Origin of the sequence: Staphylococcus coagulans, from assembly GCF_002901995.1 — a bacterium.
In the GTDB taxonomy this organism is placed as follows: domain Bacteria; phylum Bacillota; class Bacilli; order Staphylococcales; family Staphylococcaceae; genus Staphylococcus; species Staphylococcus coagulans.
This window is the reverse complement of the sequence record NZ_PPQN01000037.1, coordinates 1-25,367: the sequence shown is the minus strand read 5'-3', so window position 1 is coordinate 25,367 and position 25,367 is coordinate 1. Positions and strand designations below refer to the sequence as shown.

At 37.7% G+C, this 25,367-nt stretch carries 23 protein-coding genes and 1 rRNA gene; all 24 read right to left on the bottom strand.

What is annotated here, in order from left to right; translation table 11 throughout:
• A 5S ribosomal RNA gene (gene rrf, locus CD118_RS08500) occupies nucleotides 1-108 on the bottom strand; the annotation flags it as partial.
• A gap of 479 nt (nucleotides 109-587) precedes the next feature.
• A complete protein-coding gene (gene lysS, locus CD118_RS08495) occupies nucleotides 588-2,075 on the bottom strand; it encodes a lysine--tRNA ligase (RefSeq protein ID WP_060830377.1) in 1,488 nt (495 codons plus the stop codon).
• A gap of 359 nt (nucleotides 2,076-2,434) precedes the next feature.
• Nucleotides 2,435-2,914 carry a 2-amino-4-hydroxy-6-hydroxymethyldihydropteridine diphosphokinase gene (folK, locus tag CD118_RS08490; protein WP_060830378.1) on the bottom strand — a complete coding sequence of 160 codons (480 nt, stop codon included), beginning with the start codon at nucleotides 2,912-2,914 and terminating at the stop codon, nucleotides 2,435-2,437.
• Complete coding sequence (gene folB / locus CD118_RS08485) at nucleotides 2,907-3,278, bottom strand: dihydroneopterin aldolase (protein ID WP_050331781.1); 372 nt, start codon at nucleotides 3,276-3,278, stop codon at nucleotides 2,907-2,909. Before folB ends, folK begins: the two co-directional genes overlap by 8 nt.
• Complete coding sequence (folP, locus tag CD118_RS08480; RefSeq protein WP_050331782.1) at nucleotides 3,268-4,059, bottom strand: dihydropteroate synthase; 792 nt, start codon at nucleotides 4,057-4,059, stop codon at nucleotides 3,268-3,270. Before folP ends, folB begins: the two co-directional genes overlap by 11 nt.
• A gap of 284 nt (nucleotides 4,060-4,343) precedes the next feature.
• Complete coding sequence (gene cysK, locus CD118_RS08475) at nucleotides 4,344-5,273, bottom strand: cysteine synthase A (protein ID WP_016426499.1); 930 nt, start codon at nucleotides 5,271-5,273, stop codon at nucleotides 4,344-4,346.
• 171 nt (nucleotides 5,274-5,444) lie between these two features.
• Nucleotides 5,445-6,329 (bottom strand): Hsp33 family molecular chaperone HslO, encoded by an 885-nt coding sequence (gene hslO, locus CD118_RS08470; protein WP_103356562.1) that lies wholly within the window; start codon nucleotides 6,327-6,329, stop codon nucleotides 5,445-5,447.
• 338 nt (nucleotides 6,330-6,667) lie between these two features.
• The gene (gene ftsH, locus CD118_RS08465) at nucleotides 6,668-8,776 is read right to left on the bottom strand and encodes an ATP-dependent zinc metalloprotease FtsH (protein ID WP_050346084.1); all 2,109 of its coding nucleotides are present in this window, start codon (nucleotides 8,774-8,776) and stop codon (nucleotides 6,668-6,670) included.
• A 116-nt stretch (nucleotides 8,777-8,892) separates the two neighbouring features.
• Nucleotides 8,893-9,432 carry a hypoxanthine phosphoribosyltransferase gene (hpt, locus tag CD118_RS08460; protein ID WP_060830379.1) on the bottom strand — a complete coding sequence of 180 codons (540 nt, stop codon included), beginning with the start codon at nucleotides 9,430-9,432 and terminating at the stop codon, nucleotides 8,893-8,895.
• Nucleotides 9,422-10,711: a tRNA lysidine(34) synthetase TilS gene (gene tilS / locus CD118_RS08455; protein ID WP_060830380.1), complete on the bottom strand. Its 1,290-nt coding sequence runs from the start codon at nucleotides 10,709-10,711 to the stop codon at nucleotides 9,422-9,424. Before tilS ends, hpt begins: the two co-directional genes overlap by 11 nt.
• Before the next feature lie 83 nt (nucleotides 10,712-10,794).
• Nucleotides 10,795-11,172: a S1 domain-containing RNA-binding protein gene (locus tag CD118_RS08450; protein ID WP_016426504.1), complete on the bottom strand. Its 378-nt coding sequence runs from the start codon at nucleotides 11,170-11,172 to the stop codon at nucleotides 10,795-10,797.
• A gap of 140 nt (nucleotides 11,173-11,312) precedes the next feature.
• Nucleotides 11,313-11,705: an FtsB family cell division protein gene (locus CD118_RS08445; protein WP_016426505.1), complete on the bottom strand. Its 393-nt coding sequence runs from the start codon at nucleotides 11,703-11,705 to the stop codon at nucleotides 11,313-11,315.
• 27 nt (nucleotides 11,706-11,732) lie between these two features.
• Nucleotides 11,733-11,990 (bottom strand): RNA-binding S4 domain-containing protein, encoded by a 258-nt coding sequence (locus CD118_RS08440; RefSeq protein ID WP_016426506.1) that lies wholly within the window; start codon nucleotides 11,988-11,990, stop codon nucleotides 11,733-11,735.
• Nucleotides 11,987-13,168, bottom strand: a complete 1,182-nt coding sequence (locus CD118_RS08435; protein ID WP_060830381.1) for a MazG nucleotide pyrophosphohydrolase domain-containing protein — start codon at nucleotides 13,166-13,168, stop codon at nucleotides 11,987-11,989. Before CD118_RS08435 ends, CD118_RS08440 begins: the two co-directional genes overlap by 4 nt.
• The gene (locus tag CD118_RS08430; RefSeq protein WP_060830382.1) at nucleotides 13,165-14,697 is read right to left on the bottom strand and encodes a polysaccharide biosynthesis protein; all 1,533 of its coding nucleotides are present in this window, start codon (nucleotides 14,695-14,697) and stop codon (nucleotides 13,165-13,167) included. Before CD118_RS08430 ends, CD118_RS08435 begins: the two co-directional genes overlap by 4 nt.
• Complete coding sequence (gene mfd / locus CD118_RS08425; protein WP_425353204.1) at nucleotides 14,687-18,190, bottom strand: transcription-repair coupling factor; 3,504 nt, start codon at nucleotides 18,188-18,190, stop codon at nucleotides 14,687-14,689. The genes CD118_RS08430 and mfd overlap by 11 nt, the downstream gene beginning before the upstream one ends.
• Before the next feature lie 5 nt (nucleotides 18,191-18,195).
• Nucleotides 18,196-18,768, bottom strand: coding sequence for an aminoacyl-tRNA hydrolase (pth, locus tag CD118_RS08420; protein WP_060830384.1), 573 nt, complete (start codon nucleotides 18,766-18,768; stop codon nucleotides 18,196-18,198).
• A 415-nt stretch (nucleotides 18,769-19,183) separates the two neighbouring features.
• On the bottom strand, nucleotides 19,184-19,831 hold the full coding sequence (locus CD118_RS08415; RefSeq protein WP_060830385.1) for a 50S ribosomal protein L25/general stress protein Ctc: 648 nt from the start codon (nucleotides 19,829-19,831) through the stop codon (nucleotides 19,184-19,186).
• Nucleotides 19,832-19,965: 134 nt separating this feature from the next.
• Nucleotides 19,966-20,931 carry a ribose-phosphate diphosphokinase gene (locus tag CD118_RS08410; protein ID WP_060830386.1) on the bottom strand — a complete coding sequence of 322 codons (966 nt, stop codon included), beginning with the start codon at nucleotides 20,929-20,931 and terminating at the stop codon, nucleotides 19,966-19,968.
• Nucleotides 20,932-21,014: 83 nt separating this feature from the next.
• On the bottom strand, nucleotides 21,015-22,370 hold the full coding sequence (glmU, locus tag CD118_RS08405; protein ID WP_060830387.1) for a bifunctional UDP-N-acetylglucosamine diphosphorylase/glucosamine-1-phosphate N-acetyltransferase GlmU: 1,356 nt from the start codon (nucleotides 22,368-22,370) through the stop codon (nucleotides 21,015-21,017).
• Nucleotides 22,371-22,712: 342 nt separating this feature from the next.
• Nucleotides 22,713-23,033, bottom strand: coding sequence for a septation regulator SpoVG (gene spoVG / locus CD118_RS08400; RefSeq protein ID WP_050346091.1), 321 nt, complete (start codon nucleotides 23,031-23,033; stop codon nucleotides 22,713-22,715).
• A 75-nt stretch (nucleotides 23,034-23,108) separates the two neighbouring features.
• Entirely contained in the window at nucleotides 23,109-23,489 is a 381-nt protein-coding gene (locus tag CD118_RS08395) for a RidA family protein (RefSeq protein ID WP_050346092.1), read from the bottom strand.
• A gap of 23 nt (nucleotides 23,490-23,512) precedes the next feature.
• A complete protein-coding gene (gene purR, locus CD118_RS08390; protein WP_060830536.1) occupies nucleotides 23,513-24,334 on the bottom strand; it encodes a pur operon repressor in 822 nt (273 codons plus the stop codon).
• Between the two features lie 20 nt (nucleotides 24,335-24,354).
• Entirely contained in the window at nucleotides 24,355-25,203 is an 849-nt protein-coding gene (gene ispE / locus CD118_RS08385) for a 4-(cytidine 5'-diphospho)-2-C-methyl-D-erythritol kinase (protein ID WP_050346093.1), read from the bottom strand.
• Between the last annotated feature and the right edge of the window lie 164 nt (nucleotides 25,204-25,367).

The window sequence follows — 25,367 nt, the reverse complement described above, 5'->3', positions numbered from 1 at the left end:
AACGTCCTACTCTCGCGGAACGTCAGTCCGACTACCATCGGCGCTAAAGAGCTTAACTTCTGTGTTCGGCATGGGAACAGGTGTGACCTCTTTGCCATTGTCACCAGACAATAATTTTTTTATTAAGTAGCTCGTTTTGGCTACCTTATTATAATACAATTTTTGTAAATACTTTTCAATAGTTAATTTTACACTTTGTTTAAGTTTTTTACAAACAGTTTAAACAAGTTTGTCACTGAATTTGACGACTTTTATATATTAATCAATTCTTGCAATAAAGTCAACATTTTTTCGTAACTTTTTTATATTTTTTTCATCTCCAACTTTTATTGAGATAAAAACCTTTGATATAGCCCTTTTAAAGCCATTTGCTTTGTATCGATAACCGCTTCAATAAAACATTCTAGCGCAGCCTATATCAAAAAACTTTCTGACTTAAAAAGGAACAACACTATAAAAATAGAGTGAGGCAGAAGTCAAATTAACTTCCTTGCCTCACCCTTACCAATATTATTTCATATTAAAGATGCACTAAGCGTACACACTGATTAAAACGTCTAACCGCACTTCATTTATGCTGCTTCAATTTATTTTTGACGCATGTAAGGGAATAATAAAACGTCTCTAATCGATGGTGAGTTTGTCAATAACATCACAAGACGGTCGATACCGATACCTAATCCGCCTGTTGGTGGCATTCCGTATTCCAACGCTTCAATGAAATCTTCATCCATTTCATGTGCTTCATCGTTACCTTGTTCTTTTTCAACAAGTTGCGCTTCAAAACGCTCGCGTTGATCGATTGGGTCATTAAGCTCTGTGAAAGCATTCGCATGCTCACGACCTACAATGAAGAGCTCGAAACGATCTGTGAATCTTGGATCTTCCGGATTTTTCTTCGCTAATGGCGAAATTTCAATTGGGTGACCATAAATAAACGTCGGTTGAATTAAAGTTTCTTCAACTTTTTGTTCGAAAAACTCATTAAGGATATGACCATACTTCATATTTTTATCAACTTCGATACCATGTTCTTGAGCAAGTTGATGTGCCTCTTCATCTGATTTCACTGCATAAAAGTCTACGCCAGTAGCTTCTTTTACAGCATCAACCATATGAAGACGACGCCATTTTGGCTCTAACTCAATTGTGTAATCGCCATATTGTACTGTTGTTGTTCCTAAAACTTTACGTGCAACATGAGCCACCAATTCTTCAGTTAAAGCCATAATGTCTTTATAGTCAGCGTAAGCTTCATATAATTCAATCATTGTAAACTCAGGGTTATGACGTGTAGATACACCTTCATTACGGAAAACGCGTCCAATTTCGTAAACTTTTTCCAATCCACCAACAATCAAGCGTTTAAGGTGTAATTCAATCGCTATACGCATATAGAGTGTCGCATCTAAAGCGTTATGATGTGTAACAAATGGACGTGCAGCAGCCCCACCCGCAATTTGATGCATCATTGGTGTTTCAACTTCTAAAAAGCCTTTATCATTTAGATAATTGCGCATTTCTTGAAGGATGCGGCTGCGATTAATAAACGTTTTCGTGCTCTCTTCATTTGTTATTAAGTCGAGGTAGCGTTGGCGATAACGTTGCTCTATGTCTTGTAAACCATGGTGTTTATCCGGTAACGGACGTAATGCTTTTGATAGAAGTTTGAATGACTTCGCTTTTACTGAAACTTCGCCTGTGTTTGTTTTGAACATCACACCTTCAATGCCGACAATATCTCCTAAATCTGCACTTTTCCAAAGATCAAATTGTTCATCTCCAACTTGGTCTTTACGCACATAGATTTGAATTTGTCCTGTTAAATCTTGAACATGTGCAAAACCGGCTTTACCTTTGCCTCGTTTTGTCATAATACGACCTGCAATTACGGTATGACTTTCTGATTCTTTTTCTACAAGTTCTTCTTTAGAATATTGATCCCATTGCGCTTTTAGTGTTTTAGCATCTCCCGTACGATCAAACTTTTCACCAAACGGGTCAATTCCTAAGTCCCGTAACTCTTGTAATTTTTGACGGCGGACCTGCATTTGGTCATTCATTTCTTCTGTCATTCTTACCTCTCCTTTTCACTGCTTATACTTCTATTGTTTATTGTTTTCCAAGCATCTCATCACGGAATTGTATTCACACTTCCGCCTTTTGTGCTTCTATTTTGGTTTAAAGCTTTATACACTTGACCATTTCCTGTAATCCCTTTAAATGCTAAAAGTCAAGTTTTCGCAATCCATTACGCCAACTTTTCGCTTTTTAAATCCTCTCAACGATGTAAGCAGAATCATGCACGATCAATTTCCCATCGATATACGATTCATCGATGAATTCACCTGTTTCTCAATAATGATCGTTACGATGTCTCATCCAAAGATTCATTAATGTTTCAAGTTCAATCCTCATCAAGTATCGAAACAAGTTAACTTTTATATTTTACCACTGTTTCATCTTGTTGCACGATATTTTGAATCATTTGACCTGATCGTGGTTCAATGACGTTGGCTGCAATATCATTTAATGGAATCATCACAAATGCGCGTTCAGTCATACGTGGATGAGGAACAATCAAATCAGTCTCTTCGATGACTTCATCTCCATATAATAAAATATCGATATCTATTGTGCGAGGTCCCCATCGTATTTTACGCACGCGATGTAATTCCGCCTCTGTATTTAAGGCAACTTTTAGCAACGCTTGGGCTGAAAGTTCCGTTTTAATATGCAAACATAAGTTTAAAAAATCAGGTTGCTCTGTATATCCTACTGGCTTCGTTTCATAAATAGGTGAAATCGCGATGATTTCGATGGCTTCATTTTCACGTAATAGGCGGATCGCTTCTTTTAATTGATTTTCACGGTCACCTATATTACTTCCTAATCCTAAATATGCATCAACCATGATGGCTCACCCTTACTATTTCCACACCAACGCCTTCATAATGACCTGGGATAGGTGGATTCTTTTTTGTAATTCTAACTTTTGTTTCCATTACACGATTATAGTGTGAATTTATACGTAATGCAATACGTTCCGCAAGATGTTCTAGCAAATTAGAAGGAGAACCTTCCATGATTGCTTTAACATCTTCATAGACTTCGCCGTAATGAACGGTGTCTTCTACTTGATCAGATTGTCCTGCTTCTTGCAAATCAACTTTCATTTCTATATCTACTGTGAAAATTTGTCCTATTTCGTTTTCCGCTGATAGTGCACCATGATAAGCATAAAAGTTTAAACCTTCTAAAAATATTTTATCTGTCATGTTCATATCCTTTCAATCCGTCCATCGCTTTAGCAAGTCGCGCATTCATCAAAACGTTGTGCACACGTACACCGTGAACCCCTTTCATAATACCATAAGCAGTTGTAGCGGCTGTACCTTCATCGCGTTCATCCACTTTATTATCATTGCCAAGCAGTAATTTAACAAAGCGTTTACGACTTGTAGCCAGCAGTACTTTATATCCTGTAGCCACTAATTCATCTAAACGGGCCATAACTTCACGTTCTTCTTCTCTTGTTTTAGCAAAACCAATTCCTGGATCTAACCAAATTTTTGATTTTGGAATTCCTGCCAATACGGCTTTATTCGCTTGCTTTAATAGTGTTACAAGCATTTCATCCATGACAGGAACATCACGTGTACCATCACCGTTATGCATTAAAATGATGCTCGCCTGATATTGCGCCACCACTTTAAACATGCGTTCATCGTAAATACCTGCCCATTGATCATTAATGATTGTTGCGCCTTCTTTCAAGGCCGCTTCAGCCACTTCGCTTCGAAAAGTATCAACAGAGATGTCTGCATCGATACCTTTCAGTGCACTGACTACAGGAATTACGCGTTTCATTTCCTCTTCTATGCTTACATTTTCATGGCCGGGTCGGGTCGAAACACCCCCTACATCAATGATATGCGCACCTTCTTGAACCATCTGTTTGGCATGTTCGACTGCTTTATCGACTTCGCTAAACTGACCACCATCAGAAAAAGAATCTGGTGTGACATTCAATATACCCATAATTTGAGTTTGCTGCATAGGAATCCTTCCTTTCTGTTTGAGATAGCTCATTGTACGAAAAATTCTTTTTTGAACAAATTTATTATAGCAAATTTTTCAAACAAACCCTCTTGATTCGTTCATAGCCACATTAATATCACGTTGATTATGCTGCCTCGTCTCAACAAAGAAAACTAGAACGATGGTTTGACTTATCAAATATGCATGGCAGCACAGCGTCTCGTTTCCACATGCCACTTGTTAAGCATAAAAAAAGAGATTGAAGCATCGTTATTGGACGCTTCAATCTCTTTTGCCAGCTTTTATTCAAAATTGTAAAGTGGTGTAGATAAGTAACGTTCACCATTACTTGGTAATACAGTCACAACTGTTTTACCTTTACCTAATTCTTTTGCTTTTTGAATCGCAGCATAAATGGCAGCACCTGAAGAAATACCACCTAGGATACCTTCTTCTTTAGCTACACGACGTGACGTTTCCATCGCCACTTCGTTACCCACTTTAATGACTTCATCGTATATATCTGTATTCAATGTACCTGGAATAAATCCTGCACCTAAACCTTGTAATTTATGTGGTCCTGGTTCTCCGCCACTAAGTACTGGAGAAGCTTCTGGCTCAATCGCAACAATTTGGATGTCTGGATATTTCTCTTTTAACACTTTACCAGCACCTGATAACGTACCGCCAGTTCCTACACCAGCTAAAAATGCATCAATTGTTTTACCTTCGAATTGTTCAACTAGCTCAGGTCCAGTGGTTAATTCATGTACTTTCGGATTGGCAGGGTTTTCGAATTGTTGTGGTTCGAAATAACCATGTTCTTCTTTAAGTTCTTTTGCTTTTTTAATTGCGCCTTTCATTGCTTCAGCGCCTGGTGTTAAGACTAATTCTGCACCGTATGCTTTTAATAAGTTACGTCGCTCATGACTCATTGTTTCTGGCATTGTAAATACTGCTTTATATCCTTTTGCCGCACATACGAATGCCAAACCAATTCCTGTGTTTCCTGAAGTAGGCTCGACAATTGTATCGCCTGGCTTAATTTTTCCTTCTTTTTCAGCTTGTTCAATCATCGCTAATGCAATACGGTCTTTTACAGAGCCGCCTGGATTTTGATATTCTAATTTCACATAAATATCAGCTGCATCTTCACCTGCTTGATGACGCAATTTTACAACAGGTGTTTGTCCAATAATTTCAGTTATATTCTCTACAGGTTTTCTGACCATAAGTTGATACCTCGCTTTATCAAAATTATATTTCGTTAAATACATAGTTTTTGAATCGGATATCTTTAGTTTACCACTATTTAGACCTTTGCAAAAGCACTAATATCAATTATTCCCTGAAATACGCATCTTTTCTTCGGAAAAACGAAAGCCCCTTCAACGATTAAAAATTTAAGAAGACATTTCAACTAATAATGCTTTAAGTTCTTCTTCGGTATAGTGATAACGTGTTCTACAAAAATGACATTCTGCTTCTGCACCATGATCTACCTTTATCATATTCTCAATTTCTGCTTCTCCTAAACCTTTAATTGCATTTAAAAATTTATCATGTCCACATTGACATTCAAAATCAACAGGAACTGTCTCTAAAAATGTCACATTATCTTCGCCAAGTATGGTTTGTAACATTTCTTCAGGTGTCAGTCCTTCGTCAATTAATTTTGAAACAGGCTTCATGCTATTAATAGCCGCTTCTAAGCGATCAATCGTTTCTTCTTGAGCACCCGGCATCACTTGAATAATGAAACCGCCCGCCGCTTTAATAGAATTGTCTGGGTTTACAAGCACACCGACACCCACTGATGATGGGACTTGTTCACTGTTGGCAAAGTAATAAGTGAAATCTTCGCCAAGTTCTCCAGATACAATCGGACTACTACCTGTATAATAATCACGCATACCCACATCTTTAACTACGTTGATCGCACCGCTAGTTCCTACAGCACGACGAACATCGAGTTTGCCTTGTGGATTCAATGGAAAATGCGTTTGCGGTTGTGATACATAACCACGGACTTTACCTTTTGCATTAGCATCTGCAATAATTTTACCGATTGGGCCATCACCGTCAACAGTTACTGTTAATTTTTGTTCTCCCTTCAACATTGCCCCCATCATCACTGTTGCAGTCATTGTACGACCTAATGCAGCTGAAGCTGTTGGCCAAGTATAATGGCGTGTTTGTGCTTCTTGAATTGTATTTGTCGTATTCGCACTATACGCTCGAATTTCCCCGCCGAATGCTAATGCCTTTACTAAATAATCTTGTGTCATCTTTCTATACCACTCCTTCAATCCTTCTACAATGTTTTTAAAGCTTCTTGATACAAATATCATTTTTAACAGATTCAAAATCTTATCAACACTAAATTCGCTATTTTTAATAGCACTTAAGTTGATGTGCAACGACATTTCAGTCACACCTATATATATCAATGTATTGTATACAATAACTACTGCGAATTATCATACGCGCATGTGGTTAGGGACACAACTAAAATGACTCAAAACACATCTATATCACTTTTCACTATCATTAGTACACGATACTTCATAAGTAAAACGGACTTTTCTAAAAAGTTTTCACTTTAAAGAAAAGTCCATTCTATCTTTTATTGACGCGGCTCATTATCGCCTGGACGATCGATTTTAGGTTCTTGTTCGTAACCTGTTGCATCTTTGTCCTCGTCTTCTTGATGAGAAGATTGATCTTTTTGATCGTTATCTTGCTTCTCTTCATTTGATGATTCGTCATGACGGCGTTCACTTGGGTGTTGTGTTAACGACTGTTGTTCACGGCGAATATCATCGTAAGACTTGCCATATTTACCTTCGTCAAAATCTTTATTTTCTGAGTGATTGATCACTTGTGCGTCATCATAATTCACTACAGGTAAATGTCCTTCATGGAACAATGATTGAATTTGTTCAGCAACCAATGTTTCTTCAGTTAATAATGTTTTAGCAATAAGTTTAAGTTGAGATTCATGTTCTAAAAGAATTTGCTTACAACGTTCATATTGTTCTTTAATGATACGTTGAACTTCTTTATCAATCTCAAATGCAATTTGTCCTGAATATTCAGGTTCACCAGACATATCTTTACCTAAGAACACTTGTCCACCGCCGTGTTTAAATTGTAGCGGTCCAAGTTTTTTACTCATACCATACTGTGTCACCATTTCACGTGCGATTTGTGTTGCACGTTCAAAGTCATTAGATGCACCTGTAGAAACTTCGTTAAAGATAATGTCTTCAGCGACACGTCCACCTAACAGGCCACAAATTTTATCTAATAACTCTGGTTCAGTCATTAAGAAACGGTCTTGTTTTGGTAACATCATCGCATAACCGCCGGCTTGACCACGCGGAACGATTGTAACTTTGTGTACAATTTCCGCTTCGTCTAATACCATACCGATAATCGTATGCCCGGCTTCGTGATGGGCTACAATATTTCTTTCTTTATCAGAAATTACGCGAGATTTTTTAGCAGGACCTGCAATAACACGGTCTGTTGCTTCTTCGATGTCACGCATATCGATTTTCTTTTTGCCGCTTCGTGCAGCAATAAGCGATGCTTCGTTTAATAGGTTTTCTAAGTCAGCACCAGAAAAACCTGGTGTACGTTGCGCAATCGCTTTAAGATCTACTGTTTCATCAAGTGGTTTGTTTTTAGCGTGAACATGTAATATCGCTTCACGACCTGTCACATCAGGACGACCCACTTGGATTTGACGGTCAAATCGACCTGGACGTAATAATGCCGGGTCTAAAATGTCTGGTCGGTTCGTTGCAGCAATCATAATGATGCCTTCATTTTCACCAAAACCATCCATTTCAACAAGTAATTGGTTTAATGTTTGTTCACGTTCATCGTGTCCACCACCGACACCCGCACCACGTTGGCGACCGACTGCGTCAATTTCATCTATAAAAATGATACACGGCGCATTTTTCTTCGCATTTTCGAATAGATCACGTACACGGCTTGCACCGACACCGACAAACATTTCAACAAAGTCCGAACCACTAATCGAGAAGAACGGCACACCTGCTTCGCCAGCGACAGCACGCGCAAGTAATGTTTTACCTGTACCCGGTGGTCCTACTAATAAGACCCCTTTAGGGATACGTGAACCCATTTGTTTAAATTTCTTATTATCTTTTAAGAAATCTACAATTTCGATGAGCTCTTGTTTTTCTTCATCTGCACCTGCAACGTCTGAGAAGCGTACTCTTCCTTTTTGGCTATCATACATTTTGGCTTTGGATTTACCAAAGTTCATCATGCGGCCACCACCACCGCCGCCTTGTGCTTGACTAAGGAAGAAGATAAAGAGCAAGGCAATGACTAAGACTGGAATTAATGTAGAAATGATGCTTACAAATACACTCTGTCCTTCTTCTTCTTTAACTGTAAAATCTAATCCTTTTTGTTCTTTAGCTGTTTCAGTGATTTTGTCCAATTCTTTATCATTATTGAACAGAATTGTCGATGCATAATCGTCATTGTTCTTTAACTTACCACTTACTTTATATACGTTATGCTCAGGTTGAATTTCTAATGTTTTCAATTCACCTTTATCTAATTTTTGTATAAATTGGTTATAAGTTAATTCTTTAGGTACATTTCCGTTACCATTAATCCACGAAAACAACCCAAAAATAACAACGCCGATAATTGCTACAAACAGCACATTACGAAAAGCTTTCTGCATGCGTCGTTTCCTCCTACTTCAAATATAAAACTAATAAAAATTTTACCATAATTGATTGACAAATGGCTAGTAATTGACTTTCATCAACTGACACGCCATATGATTTTTAAAATTATTTATTTTGCATAAACTTCTTGTTTAAGCGTACCAATATAAGGTAAATTACGATATTTTTCTTGATAATCTAAGCCGTAACCTACGACAAATTCATCAGGAATTTTTTTACCAACATATTTGGCTTCAATCTCTGCTTTTCGACGATTAGGCTTATCTAATAATGTCACGATTTCTAATGATTTAACTCGACGAGAAGCTAATAATTCTGTAATTGATTTCAAGGTCGTACCTGTTTCAAGGATGTCTTCGATGATTAAAACATCTTTATTTTCAATAGATGAACCTAAATCTTTAAGTATTTGAACTTCGCCAGTAGATTCTGTACCGCCATGATAACTCGAAACATCCATAAAGTCTATTGCGAGGGGCACGTCAATGCGTTTAATCAAATCTGTCATAAATAAAACAGATCCCTTTAAGATACCGACACAAAATAAATCTTTACCTTTATAATCTTCCGTAATTTTACGGCCAAGTGTTTCACATATTGCTTGAATATCATCTTCAGTCAGCAATATTTCTTTCAAATCATTTTTCATCTTTGTCATCTCCCAGAAATTGTATCTTTATAAATTTTTCATACTGCTTGCGAACATACAACGTACCCACTGCTAAAATATCACCATTTAATGTTTCAACAATTGGCATTTGTTCCCTTAATTGCGTAGGCACCTTTGCATCAATCATTAAACGCGATACTTTTTTATGATGCTTTGAATCTAAGGTCACATAATCACCTTCATGACGCGAACGAATCGTGATACTTTCCATGTTCATCTCATGAAAGTCCTCTATTTTGATGCGATAGAAACCAAAATGGTAAGTTCCCTCTTGGTCGACTTGCAATGGTTGCGAATCTGCACTGTACAGCCCCGGTTTCATTATCATTAATTGATCGTACACAACATCTGCGTGCCATTGATGCGTATGCATTAATGGCGTTTGTGCAACGTCACTTTCTAGTTTATCAAACCAATCAAAGTATGCTTTTTCACTAATAGTGACGATGTCATCAAATTCTTGTAACAATTGATCCAAGATTAACATTTTAACATGTGACGTGCACAGATTAAATGTTTTTCTAGGCAAAACAACACCATTATCTTGTTTTGTTACATGATTTTCAATAAACGATTGTGCTTCGTTTCTCATTAACAGTTGCGCTTCATCATGAAATGATTTTAACTTTAATAAATGCTGCGTTTGTAGCTGCGGGCTTTCTTGAATTGAAGGCAACAAACGATGTCGAATCATATTACGTATGTAATTTTCAGTTGCATTGGATTCGTCTTCAAAGTAAGGGACATTATATGTTTGTTGATATGAACGGATTTGTGCTTTAGTTGTTTCAAGCAGAGGTTTTAGTAGACGATAGTCATTTCTTCGTTCGCTATCTGCCATGCCTAATGGGCTCCGTGTGCTTCTGCCGGTAAAAATTCTGTAAAATATTGTTTCAACTTGATCATCTTGATGATGCGCAGTTAATAAACAGTCCGCGCTCAACGCATTCATCATATCATCAAACCATTGATAACGCATTTCTCTTGCATCATTTTGAATACTTCTACCTTCTGAAACTGCTTGTGATAAGTCCAATTGTTTAATATAAAGAGGGACGTTATGCATATCGCAATAATATTTAATGAACAGCGCTTCTTGATGAGATGCCTCTCGCAAACCATGATGGACATGCAAACAAGTCAATTGTCTATATGTCGACGCATATTGATGCAATAATTGATGTAACAACACCATACTATCGATTCCAGTTGATACTGCAAGTACGAGGTGATCTGTCGCTTTCCAATTTTGTTGCATAGTTCAAAACACTCCTACATTAAAATAGAGGCTGAGATTCAAAGTTACCCTTCGTTTCTCAACCTCTAAGTCATTATCAATGCTTAACGACGTGAGCCTCTGCCACCACGTCTTGATTCCGTTTGACGCTTAATAGAAGTAAGTTTATCTTCACTATCTTTTAAAAAGTTAGATAGCTTTTTCTCAAAGTCTTCCGGTTTTTGCGCCGGTCTTTGTTTACGTGGGCGATCTTTTGCTTTTTTAATCGATAAGCTTATTTTACCGTCTTCTGCTATAGACAGCACTTTCACTTCTACTTCATCACCAACTGACAAATGGTCTTCAACATTTTCTACATAGTTGTCTGCTACTTCACTAATATGAACTAACCCACTTTTACCTTCAGGCAACTCCACAAATGCACCAAATTTTTTGATACCAGTGACTTTACCTTTTACCTTACTTCCTACTTCGATTGACATTGTTTTAATGCATCCTCCCGATTTTGTTCGATATTTAGTTCTATTATACTTTTGTTTATCTATTTTCACAATGACTATTTGAATATCGACATTTTTCTTTACGAATTTTACATATTATGCAATTTAATTATAAACTGCTTTTACTCTTTTTTCGATTGTTTCTCTTGCTTGTCTTTGTCGTTAGGCAACTTAAAGATGATCTCGCCGTCATTACTTAAATAATATTCATCTCGCGCAATTTTTTCAACATACGCCTCATCATTTAAATTATTGAGTTGTTCTTTAAGTTCAATCTCTTTATCTTGTAACTTTTGATATTTCTCCTCTTTGGCTTGGCGTTCAACAGAGGCATCATGGTTCCCTTTAATTTGAAACGCAACCATGATTAAAAGCAGGATAATAATGACTAAAAGTACGCCTCCAAAAACAGCAATACGCTTTTTCACTACTTTTTTACGGCGTTCATGTCGTTTTTTCTTTGCGTTTTTTTTAGAAGTATATTGATTGCCGATATTTTGAACTTTTTGATTCATGCGGCGTCACCTTTCTTTGTTTACCCTTTACTGAATGCGTTCTTCTTTGACCAATTCAAACATGCCTTTTGCATTCTCTTTTGTGGCATGTTCACTCAATCCTGTTACTTTAACTGTCACAACTTTTTGTCCAAATTGAATCACGAGCACGTCATCTAATTTAACATCCGTGCCTGCTTTTGCCGTTGTTCCATTTACAGCGACACGACCTTGATCGCATAATTCTTTAGCCAGTGTACGTCTCTTAATAAGACGTGATACTTTTAAATATTTGTCTAGTCTCAATGTGACCCTCCTCGTTCTTCTAAATAGGCTGTTAATTCTTCTTCTGAAAAATCTCTGTTTTTGACTTCATCATACAATTTTAGAAAATGCGTCGCAAATACTTTCTCGAATTTTACGCGTGGCGTTTTACCTTCAGCTGCTTTTTGCTTTTGCCAAATGGTTTTAACATCATCTACATCTTGAGCTTGATCATTTTCAAAAATATGCGGATGACGTCGAATCATTTTTTCAGTCAAGCTTTCTACAACTTCACGTGTATCCATATAACCTTCTTTGCGACCTATATTGGCGTGTAACAACACTTGTAATAAGATGTCACCTAATTCTTCAATCATATGCCAATCATCTTCGTTATCTATGGCCTCAAATAACTCGAATGTCTCTTCAAGCAAGTAGCGTTTAAGCGTTTGATGCGTTTGTACTTTATCCCATGGACATCCAGTTTCGTCGTCCACAAGTCGTGCAATGACTTGATCAGCATAGTTAAAATCTTGGTATAACACTTTTTCGTCATTCGCTTTAGGTATAAATACGCTCGTTAAATTAGTATATTCTATCTCATGATCCAGTTCATATATTGGACAACGTGTAACTTGAGCGCCAGACTGACGCGCACCATCAACGACCATGACCTCAAAATCATCTGGATAGCGTTCCATAAGCAATAGTTTCAAATGACCTGCCACCATTGCACTGTAGACTTGCGTGATGATAGTTGCTGTTCGAGGGTTCAACATGTCTGCATTTAAACTTGTCGCATCTAACAACGTAAAACCGTCATTAGGGTCCGTTTGAACCGCTTCAAATATATCATCTATAAAACTCCGCCCACCTAAAACTTGAACCTCAACGTCCTTTTCATGTGCACGTTCAATTAGCAGTTGTGTCGTCGTTTCTGCTACGCGTGGGTGTCCCGGCACAGCGTAAACAATATCAGACTGTTGGGCACGTTGTAAAAGTTCATCCACAATCGCTTGATATACAGGTTCAAAAGAATCATACTGCTCATAAATGTGATCAAAACTTTCAAATTCGATTTCTTTGAGCTGCTGAACCACTGGATGATGTTGAGTACGAACATAAATTTTAGGCTGTTGCTGAATTAATCTGTAAATGCTGACAGGCAATTCATCTAAGCCGTAATTACCCAGTCCTATAATTGTAAGTTGATGTGTCATGATTTTCTTCCTTTCTTCCATTCAATCATTTTATCACCAAATGGTAAATGTACCCATTCATCGCTACTTAAAATATTAAGATATAACAGCATTAAAATCACACTGCCAACGCCTACACTAGCCAAAATAAGCAATTCGAGCAATCCGCCTAAACGTGTAGATGTAGGAATGAGATATTGACACAATTGTACACTAGCTGTCATTACCAATAAAGCCAAAGCCAAGTTGAAATAAAACTTTCTTAACGCGTTTAAATGGTATTGTTTAACTACATATACATGTAAATAGAATACAAAAATGATTAAAGATGCGACCGTTGCAATACTTGCTCCGATAATACCCACAAGTGGAATTGTGATTAAATTAAATATTAATTTTGTAGTAATGCCCATTAGAAAACCTATCAAAATGATGCGAAACTGCTCTTGTACTTCTAATAAGGCGATATACATCATAATTAATGAAACCCAAATAACAGTCAACATGTATATAGATAGTGTTAACGTTAAGTCTTGACTTGCAAAAAAGACGTGATTGAGTACAGGAAGAAGATTGATGAGCCCAATGCTACAGGCACTACTTATCACAATAGTAATTTTAAGCGACGCATTCGCATAACTGTGCATTTGTTGCAATTGACCTCTTTTTTTCGTTTCTGTTAATAGCGGAATCAAGACAAAGCAAAATGTCGTTGTGACAATCAAGCCCATTTGAATAAATGAGGCACCTCTATCATAAATACCTTTTTCAGTAATCGCCTCTTTAAAGGGCAAACCCGAGCCATAACGCAACATGTTCACGATGGTAAAACTATCTACCACTTGCCATAAAATGACGATTAAATGACTGATTGCAAAAATAACGGTTGCAACAATAAATTTACGCCACGGCAATGATGGCATTTCGTTATTACTATGTGGCACATCATGCTTGCGCCAAAGAAAGATCGTTGCGCCCAAAAAGCCAAAAGCAGAAGCGATAATGGCCCAAGTTCCTGCTTGATAAATTGATAAATCTTGTTTGACGAATAGCAGGATAACAACACCAATGATTCCCACCCGGATACTTTGTTCTAAAACTTGTGAGTATGCCGGCATGTGCATATCTCGTTTTGCTTGAAAATGGCCACGCAATAAACCTAAGGCTCCTATGGCGATAAAACTCAAGCTTGCTGCATGAATCATCGGTGTCAAATGAACGTCGCCCATCAAGCTTGCAATGCTTTTTGCACCTATAAACAGCACAATAAATATAAGGAATCCTATTGCTGTCAATGACCATAATAATCGTTTTAAAACCGATTGCGTCTCATGTGTATCCCCAACGAGCTGGGTATATGCGCTTGGTAACGCATTGCTAGATAACACAACGCCCAATGCGACTATCGGATAAATTTGTTGATACGCATATAATCCTTCATCACCGAGTATATTTTGATAAGGCACACGATAAAGAGCGCTTAATACCTTAACGATGATAAGTGCAAGCGTTAAAACGACGACGCCATTGAACGCTGTTTTAGACTTCATCTGGTATTCTCAAACTTTCTTCGAGTGTCTTAGACAAAAACTTCAATGACTCTAACCATTGATTACTTTTTGTCAGCGTCACTTTCATGCAACCTTCTTGTACGCCGACTTTCATACTTCGTCCTAACGCAATTGTATTTTTAAACAACGCTTCACCATCAATATCGTTTGTGCCTTTTTGTGTTAATAAAATTTCAATGGTTTTTCCGGTATCTTTTACCGTTTGCACACCTACGTGCAGTAAATGAACTTTAATTTCAACGGAATCGAGCAATTGTTCAACTTCACTCGGATAATCGTTGAAGCGATCTAACAATTCATCTTTAATATCCATGAGTTGTTCTATCGTTTCAGTCGCACGTAATTTTTTATAAATTTCTATTTTAGCTTGCTCATTACGAATATATTCGGCAGGCAAATAAGCGTCTAAACGTAAGTTCATCTCAATTTCAGGTGCTACTGTTTCTTCTTTGATACCTCGTTTTTCATTCACCGCTTCTTCTAACATTTGTGAATAAAGATCAAAACCAACAGAATCAATAAATCCATGTTGTTGCTTACCTAATAAGTTTCCAGCACCTCGTATGTTTAAATCACGCATCGCAATTTTAAAGCCACTGCCTAGCTCTGTGAACTCTTTTATAGCTTGTAATCTATCCTCAGCCGTTTCATTCAACACTTTATTTGTCGCATGGAGGAAGTAGGCATAGCCAATTCGACTCGAACGACCCACGCGACCACGTAATTGATACAATTGACTTAAACCAAAACGGTCAGCATCTTCAATAATCAATGTGTTGGCATTAGGGACATCTACGCCGGTTTCAATAATCGTGGTCGTAACTAAAATATCATATTCACCATTAATAAAATCGAGCATTGTCTCTTCTAAATCGCGTTCAGGTAACTGTCCGTGTGCCACACCAATAGATGCATCTGGCATTAACATTTGTAATTGCTCACGTTTTTCATAAATAGATTGGACACGGTTATACAAATAGAACACTTGGCCCCCACGCGATAACTCTCGCTCGAGTGCTTCTTTAATAAAGTTCGTATTTTGCTCTAATACATAAGTTTGAACTGGAAAACGATTTTCCGGCGGTGTCTCTATTACAGATAAATCACGCACACCTAACATACTCATGTGCAATGTTCTTGGTATAGGGGTCGCTGTTAAAGTTAATACGTCGACATTCGCTTTCAATGTCTTGATTTTTTCCTTATGACGTACACCAAAACGTTGTTCTTCATCGACAATCAACAATCCTAAATTTTTGTATTCCACAGCTTTTCCTAAAAGTTTATGCGTGCCTACTACAATATCAACAAAACCGGACTTTAAGCCTTCTTTTGTTTCACGAATTTCTTTAGGTGTTCTAAAACGGCTCATTAAGTGAATTTCGACTGGAAAATCTCGCATACGTTCGATTAATGTCTCATAATGTTGTTGCGCGAGTATAGTGGTTGGCACTAAAAATGCAACTTGCTTACCTGACATGACCGCTTTAAACGCTGCGCGCACGGCGACCTCAGTTTTACCATAGCCGACATCTCCACAGAGAAGTCGATCCATAGGGCGCTGACTTTCCATATCTTCTTTAATCTCTAAAATCGATTTCGCTTGGTCATCCGTTAAATCATATGGGAAGTCCATTTCAAAAGCATGTTGTTCCTCTGTATCCGGCCCAAAAGCATACCCTACAGATTGCTCACGCTCTTTATATAAGTCAATTAATTCGTCGGCAATATCTTCGACACTACTTTGAACTTTAGCTTTCGTTTTCTTCCATTCACTACCGCCTAATTTATATAGTTTCGGCGTTTTATCTTCAGAACCAACATATTTTTGCACTTGTTCCATTTGATCAACAGGTACGTACAGTTGATCTGTGCCTTGGTACTGTATCTTAATATAGTCACGGTGGACTTCTCCAACTTCTAACGTTTCAACACCTAAGTAACGTCCTACACCGTGATGAACATGGACAACATAATCGCCAACGTTCAATTCTTGGTATGACTTGATTTTTTCAGCATTACTCATCGTTTTACGACGTTTTTTAGACGTCTTTTTTTGCTTCGATTTAAATAATTCTCTTTCAGTCACGACTACCATGGACATGTAAGGCAATTCAAAGCCTTCGGATAGACTGCCTTGAATAATCGCAGCATGACCGGGCTCCATAGCATCATCTTCAGGTTCAAGTAGTGTAGGCACATGCATTTCACTCAACATTGCATGAATTCTTTCTTTTTTTGTTTCTGTTTCGACCATGACCACCATACGGTCACCTTGTTTCATGTAGCGTTGAAATTCTGAAGCCATGATATCGTATTGGCCATAAAATTGTTGTACAGGCTTACATGAGAACTTGACGATATGGTCTAATTTCATAGGCATTGAGGCAGTAAACAGTGTAAAGAAAGTAATTTTAAATTGACGGAGCATACGATCAAAAGTGTCATCTTCCATAAAGCGTTGACCTATAAAGCCTTTACCACTTTCGATTAAATTTTGAAGAAATGCTTCTGTCTCAGTAGTCAACGTTTCTTCCGTTTCTCTCACACGATTATACTCATCTACTAAAACAATCGCGTTGTCTTTGAAATAATCTAAGATGGTTGTCGGTGTTTCATACATCCAAGCGATAAGACGACGTAATATTTGTGGATCAAAATGCGTATCTTCTAAAAGATTAAAACGCTCATACGTATCTTTTAAATCTTGACGCACAGACTTCTCTATTTTAGGGCGTGTCGTTTCATAAGCTTGTTTTAAGCCTTCCATCATTCTTTGACGAACCGCATCCGTCATAATATAATCATGCGCTGTCGTGATCTCTGCTATTTCCACATTTTCAGAAGAGCGTTGAGATTCGACATCAAATTGACGGATTGAATCCACCTCTGTATCAAATAATTCGATACGCAACGGTTCACCTAGCAATGGATAAATATCAATAATGCCACCGCGTACTGAAAATTCTCCAATATTTGAAACGACTGTTTCACGGCGATAGCCCATGTTTACAAGTTTATCTAGAAATAGATCAACATCAATATCGTTACCAACTTCCAATGAGAGTTGATGTTCTTGCCATAGTGCTTTTGGCGTTAATAACTTTTTCAGACCATTTAAAGGAACAATGTAAAGTCCGCGACGTTCATTCGCAAGTGCCGTAAGTGTTCGAACACGCTCACTCATTAAATCTGGACTTTGCGTAGAAAATTCTTCAATCATAATATCTTGCACGGGATACTTATAAATTTCGTCATCTGGTACAGATTGAAGGAAATCCGCTTCTAATTTATCCGCTTGATATAAATTATTTGTCACTAATAAAAGTTGGCGATGGTCTGATTGGTAAAGTTCAGCTATGATAGACGCTTTTGCTGCAGGCGTTAATCCTGTGACTAATAAATTGGCATGTCCGACTTGCTCGGACAAATCTTTAAATCTTGTATCTCTATTTATAATTTCATTAATGATTGATTTCACTTGGCCTCACCATTATATTGATTCATTACATTTTCGAATTTTTCATCGCTAATAAATGCTTCCACAGCATCTGCAACATGCGCAATAACAGGATCCATCACTTGCATTTCAGCGTTTGAAAACTTTTGCAACACGTAATCGCGAATCGGCGTTCTGCCTGAAGGTCGTCCAATTCCTATACGGATACGTTTAAAGTCACTTGTTCCGAGCATCTGAATGATTGATCTCATCCCATTATGGCCCCCAGCACTTCCTTTTTGTCTTAAACGTACTTTACCTTGTGCTAAATCTAAATCATCATATAACACTAATAATTCGTCGATTTGAACGTCATAATAATCCATCAATGGGGCTACGGCTTCTCCAGATAAATTCATTAATGTTAAAGGTTCGATCAGCATTACTTTTTGACCGTTAATTCGTTCAATTGTATAAGCACCACGAAATTTTTGCTTATCGAGTTGGATTTGATGTCGCTCGAGTAAGTGGTCGATGACTTCGAAACCTATATTATGTCTTGTATGCTCATAATTTTTTCCTATATTACCTAAACCAACGATACACTTCATCATTTACCTCCAAATTGATCTTGATGCGCTTCATTTGAATAAACGCCCCTTCTTCATTATTTCTATATATTAACATATTTAAGAATACACTTGCTAAATTGCGATATATACGGTCGCACGATCTATTTGAATGCGAGACTACAAAAGTTAGAATCACTGAATATTATGAATTTTACTTTTAAAGATTTAAATCCTATAAAAAAATAACTTAATGTGATTATATTATTATTTTTACATTTTAACACAAAATCACCACAACGCCACTTTTATACTAAAAGCATCCACCACATCTTTTTCACTTTTCTCTCGTATCATCGTATGCGACAAATTCTGCATTTTGTTTTACCCATTATAAAAAGAGCTGAAAACTATAACAGTTTCAGCTCTTTTTATAATACGACTAAGTTGATAGATATTAGTCTTCTTTTTCTTCTTCAGAAGATTCACCAACAACTTCTGGTTCTTCTGTTGTAGATTCGCCTTCCATTGCTTCGATTTCTTCTTCAGTTGGTTCTTCAGTTGGTGCAACAACTGATACAAGTGCTTCTTCTCCATCGTTTTCGATAGTGAAGTCACCAGAAATTTTAACATCTGCTACTGATAAAGTATCATTGATGTTTAATTCGCTAATGTCTACTTCAATGTATTCAGGAATGTTGTCTGGTGTTGCAGTAATTTCTAAGTTGAATAATGGTTGTTCCACTACGCCGCCTTCTTTAGCTCCTGGCGCTTCACCAATTAAGTGTACAGGTACTTCTACTGTACGTGCTTCAGTCATATTGATTGCTAAGAAGTCAATATGTGTAATTTGGTTTTTAAGTGGATCAAATTGATAATCTGAAACCATTACTTTGATTTGTTTTGAACCTACACCAAGTTCAATAACACCGTTACGTCCTACTTCACGAATCAATTTGATAAATTCAATTTCATCAACTTTAACTGAAACGTTTTTAGTACCGTAACCATATACAACTGCAGGTACTTTCCCTGCTTCACGGATTTTACGTAAATCACCGCGTGTTTGTTTACCTTGACGAATAACAGACTTTAATGAAGCCATATTCATTTTCCACCTTTCATTGCACACATCTGTGCAGCACTTGCCCATCAACTTTTATTGCTTGCAAGTGTGTATTTGTCCGTATGGGCACGAACAGAAATATTTTACACAAAATTTGCAGTTTCGTCAATGCTTTAGTCAAATAATACGCTGACTGATTCACGTTCATACACACGTACGATGGCTTGTGCAAGTAATTCAGCAACAGATAATTCTGTAATATTATTTGGTTTTTGCTCCTCTTTAAGCTGAATTGAATTTGTCACCACTAATTCTTTAATCGATGAGTTCTCGATACGCTCTTTCGCAGGTCCTGACAATACTGGATGTGTACAACAAGCATACACTTCTGTTGCACCTTTATCTCTCAATGCTTGAGCAGCAAGTGTGATTGTACCTGCTGTGTCAATAATGTCATCAATGATAATCGCTGTACGCCCTTCGATCTCACCTACGATGTTCATAACTTCAGCTACATTCGGTTTTGGACGACGTTTATCAATAATAGCAATTGGTGTTTTAAGGAAGTCTGCAAGTTTACGTGCGCGTGTTACCCCTCCGTGGTCCGGTGAAACAACAACACAATTTTCTGGATTAATTTCTTTATTATTCAAGAAATATTCTGCCAAAATCGGAACGCCCATTAAGTGGTCAATAGGAATATCAAAAAAGCCTTGAATTTGAGGTGCGTGTAAGTCCAATGCAATCATTCGATCTGCACCAGCAGTTTCAAATAAATCCGCAACTAATTTCGCAGTAATTGGCTCACGACTACGCGCTTTACGGTCTTGGCGCGCATAGCCATAATAAGGGACAACAATTGAAATATTTGCTGCAGAAGCACGCTTACATGCGTCAATCATAATAAGCAGCTCCATTAAATGTACATTGACTGGATTTGATGTAGGTTGAATAATGAAAACATCACAACCTCGAATACTTTCTTCAATATTAATTTGGATTTCACCATCACTAAAACGTTTGACCGTACATTTACCTAATTCAACACCTACATGATCTGCAACTTCTTTTGCAAGTGGTTCATTACCTTTCAGTGAGAAAATTTTCAAAGACGAATTTTTATACTCGGTGTTTAACATTATTATGAATCCTCCAATTTTATTATAGTCATTTCAATTGATTACAACATACTTGTTTCTATTTCTTGCTTAATTCATTACATTTATTTATTCATATATCCCTTTTTTGTCACCTGTCTTGAACGTGCGAGTGCGAGACTCTCGTTCGGTACATCATCAGTGATTGTTGACCCTGCAGCGATTAATGAACCATCGCCAACAGTCACAGGTGCAATAAGATTTGTGTTACAACCGATGAATGCGTCTTTACCAATTATTGTTTTAAATTTGTTGGCACCATCATAGTTAACTGTAATTGAACCACAGCCCACGTTCGTGCGTGCGCCAATTTCTGCGTCTCCTATGTAACTTAAGTGCGATACTTTAGCACCGTCATCAAGACGAGCTTTTTTAATTTCAACAAAATTACCCACTTTTGTTTCTTTGCCAAGTTCTGAACCTGGTCTTAATTGTGCAAATGGACCTACTTTTGATTTTTCGCCAACAATAGCGTCTGAGATGACAGATTGTTTAATCGTCACGCCCTCATGGATTTGGCTGTTGTGTATTTCTGAATATTGTCCAATTGTGACATCTCTACCAATACGTGTGTTGCCAGATAACTTAACACCCGGCTCTATCACTGTATCTTCGCCAATTTCAACTTCTGCACCAATGTAGGTTGTGTCTGGATCAATCAATGTCACACCATTGCGCATGTGATATTCATTACGTCGTTGACGGTAAGCTTTTTCTGCTCGACTTAGTGCCACACGGTCATTGACACCCATAATTTCGTCGAAGTCATCTGTACGGTAGACTGCAACTTTACCTTCGTTCTGAAGCACTAAACTTAAAACTTGAGGTAAATAATATTCGCCTTGTGCATTATGATTATCAACTTGCTCTAACAACTGAAACAATGTTTGATTATTAAATGCGAAAATTCCAGAACTAATTTCTTGAATCTTTTTTTGTTGTGCGTCAGCATCTTTTTCTTCGACGATTTCAGTCAGTTGGCCTGTTTCATCTCGAACGATGCGGCCATATCCAAAAGGATGCGCGGCAATCGCAGATAATACTGTCGCTTGTGCACCTTCTTGATCATGATGTGCTAGTAATTGAGACAACGATGCGCTTGTAATTAGCGGTGTGTCACCACAAACAACAAGTGTTGTGCCTTCCTTTGATGCTAAATGCTCTGCCGCTTGTTTAACGGCATGCGCTGTTCCCAGTTGTTCTTCTTGAAAGCTATACAAAGACGCGTCCCCTAATGTTTCTTTTACACTTTCTGCACCGTGTCCTACAATAGTCACCACATTGTCAACACCTGATTCGCGCACTTGATCAATTACATGACGAATCATTGGTTTTCCAGCAACACGATGTAATACTTTATATTGCTTAGATTTCATCCTTGTGCCTTTACCCGCCGCCAAAACGACTGCATGTTTTTGCATGGCAATGAACCCTCCAGTATCTTTTACACTTCTATATAATTATAATTTAAGGGCGTGTACACTTTCAAGGCGTAAACGAATAAAACCTTTGGCACATCATAAAAACCTTGTGCTTTCACAACTGAAATATCATGGCTATCGCAATATGCTCACGCTAAAAATCGTAAGCTCATCTTTAACACTTGTATGATTTTAAGCGATTAAGTGCCGCTTTACAACTATTAAAATGTTGTCCCCGCTTCTTCGTAGCCTGCACAATGGTCCAATGCCTTTCACTCACTTTTTACATACAAAAAGGTTTCATCACCCTTTTTAGATGACAAAACCTTAAATCGCAAATACCTATTCAACTTCTTCGTTTGTGTCTTCTGATGTGTGATTATCCTCATGATTATGAGATGGTAACACTTCATCAGTTTCGTCATATACTTTCATTACTGCATCCTGAATTTCTTGACGCATTTCCGAGTTGATTGGATGCGCGATATCTCGGAATTCACCATCTGGTGTACGTTTACTTGGCATCGCAACGAACAAGCCTGTATTACCTTCTATTACGCGTAAATCATGAATCACAAATGATTCGTCTAAAGTAATAGAGACTAAGGCTTTCATTCTGCCATCTGTTTGGATTTTTCTAAGTCTGACATCTGTCACTTTCATGTAGTGAGCCCCCCATAGTAATTAAGTATATTTATTGCTGTGTAATTAAAGAAGTCTTCACCGTAACTTTCATGATTATATAGCTTTAACCTCAGCAATCAGTTCAATCTCTACTTTAACATCCTTCGGTAATCGTGCAACTTCCACCGCGCTTCTTGCAGGGCGGTGTGTGTCAAAGTATTTTTCATACACTTCATTCACTTTTTGAAAGTTTTCCATATCCGATAAGAAGATTAAAGCTTTAACAACGTGATTTAGATCTGACCCAGCTGCTTCAAGTACAACTTTAAGATTTTCTATGACTTGTTCTGTTTGCTTTTGTACACAATCACTTACAATTCCACCATTTAAAGTAAGTGGAATTTGACCAGATGTGAAAACAAGTCCGTTGGCAACCGAAGCATGTGAGTATGGTCCAACTGCATTAGGCGCTTTACTCGTGTTAATGATTTCCAAATGATTGAACGCTCCTTTTGTCTTTAAAATTTAGCTAGACTGTTACCTGATTCGACTTTAAATTCTTGATTATATTCGTCAACATCAGATAAACGTACTAAGGAAGTATAATCTTCAATCAGTCGTTGTTTGACTTCTTTGGATTCTACAAGTACTGATACCCCTTTTACATGTGCTTTAAACTCATTCATTAAATTCATCACACCGTTAATGGATCCACCAGCACGCATGAAATCATCAACGATTAAAACATTCGAATGTTCCTTCAAAGTACGCTTAGATAATACCATTGTTTCGATTTTTCGCGTTGATCCTGAAACGTAGTTAATTGAAACTGTTGATCCCTCTGTCACTTTATTATCTTTGCGAATCACCACGACAGGTAAATTGAGTACATTCGCCACTGCATTTGCGAGAGAAATCCCTTTCGTTGCAATTGTCACAATCGCATCTAACTCTTCATGCATATATATTGTTGCAATCAAGCGTCCCACACGTTTAAGCAAGGCGGGGTTTCCCATCAAGTCAGATAGAAAAAGATATCCCCCAGGTAATAAACGTTCTTTTTCTTGTAGCAAGGCGATGACTTCATCAATGACAGCTTTTGCTTCTTCTTTTTGCATTTGTGGTCGATATTTGACGCCACCACTTGCGCCAGAAATCGTCTCCACTGTGCCTAAGCCTTCTTTAATCAAAGTATCTTTGATAATTTGAACATCTTCGCTTATCGATGACTTGGCCTGTTCAAACTTTGTAACGAAAAAAGTAAGTGGTACAAGTTTATTCGGGTTGCTTATTAAATATTGTGTCATGTAAACAATACGTTCACTTCTTTTATATCGCACGATTGTCATCCTTTCTCTTTTTAACCAAGCATTCTTACAAGATATACGTCATTACAACAGCCACTCACAGCATTGTAAATATGACGTGCTTGCCTTTCACGTTGTGCAAAACCATAGACAGTAGGGCCACTGCCACTCATTAACGCGCCATCTGCACCGTTATTCAACATATTAGACTTAATTTTTGCAATTTCAGGTTGTAGCGCCATTGACACAGGCTCCAAACGATTAGAAAGACTTTCACACATCATTTGATAATCGTTGTTTTCCAATGCTTGTAAACATTGCGTTGTATGAACAGGAAAAGGCTGATTTAAATCTAATCCACCATATATTTCAGGTGTAGACAGACCCGCTTGCGGTTTCGCTACAATCACCCATGTCGAAGGCGGTTTTGGTAACTGTTCCAATATTTCCCCTCTACCTCGACAAATCGCCGTTGTACCATAAACACAAAACGGAATATCTGACCCTATCTCTGCTGAAAGTGCACTTAATTCATCGAGCGGGCGATTGAGTTCAAACAAACGATTCATACCACGCATCGTCGCTGCCGCATCACTTGAACCCCCAGCGAGACCAGCAGCAACAGGAATATTTTTTTCTAATGTAATCGTGACACCTTGCTTTAACTGATAAGCCTCCATCATTAAAAGCGCCGCACGATAAGCCAGATTACGCTCATCAGACGGAATAAAAGTCTCATCTACATTTAGAACAATACGTTGATCATTTCTCTTCTCAAACGATAGGCGATCATTCAAATCAATCGTGGTCATAATCATCTCAACTTCATGATAACCATCATCTCTTTTATATAAAGTATCTAATGTTAAATTGATTTTAGCAGAAGCCGTTTCATAAATCATTACAATATCCTCTTTCCAAATGGTATTAATGTGATTTTAACACAGAACCCTTTCAAAGTGGGAGCAGGACAGAAATCTATTTGATTTCGTCGTCCTGCCCCGGCAAGGATGACTAGGGTTGAACATGCTTAAAAAGCGATGTTCAATCCAGTCAGCTACTGCGC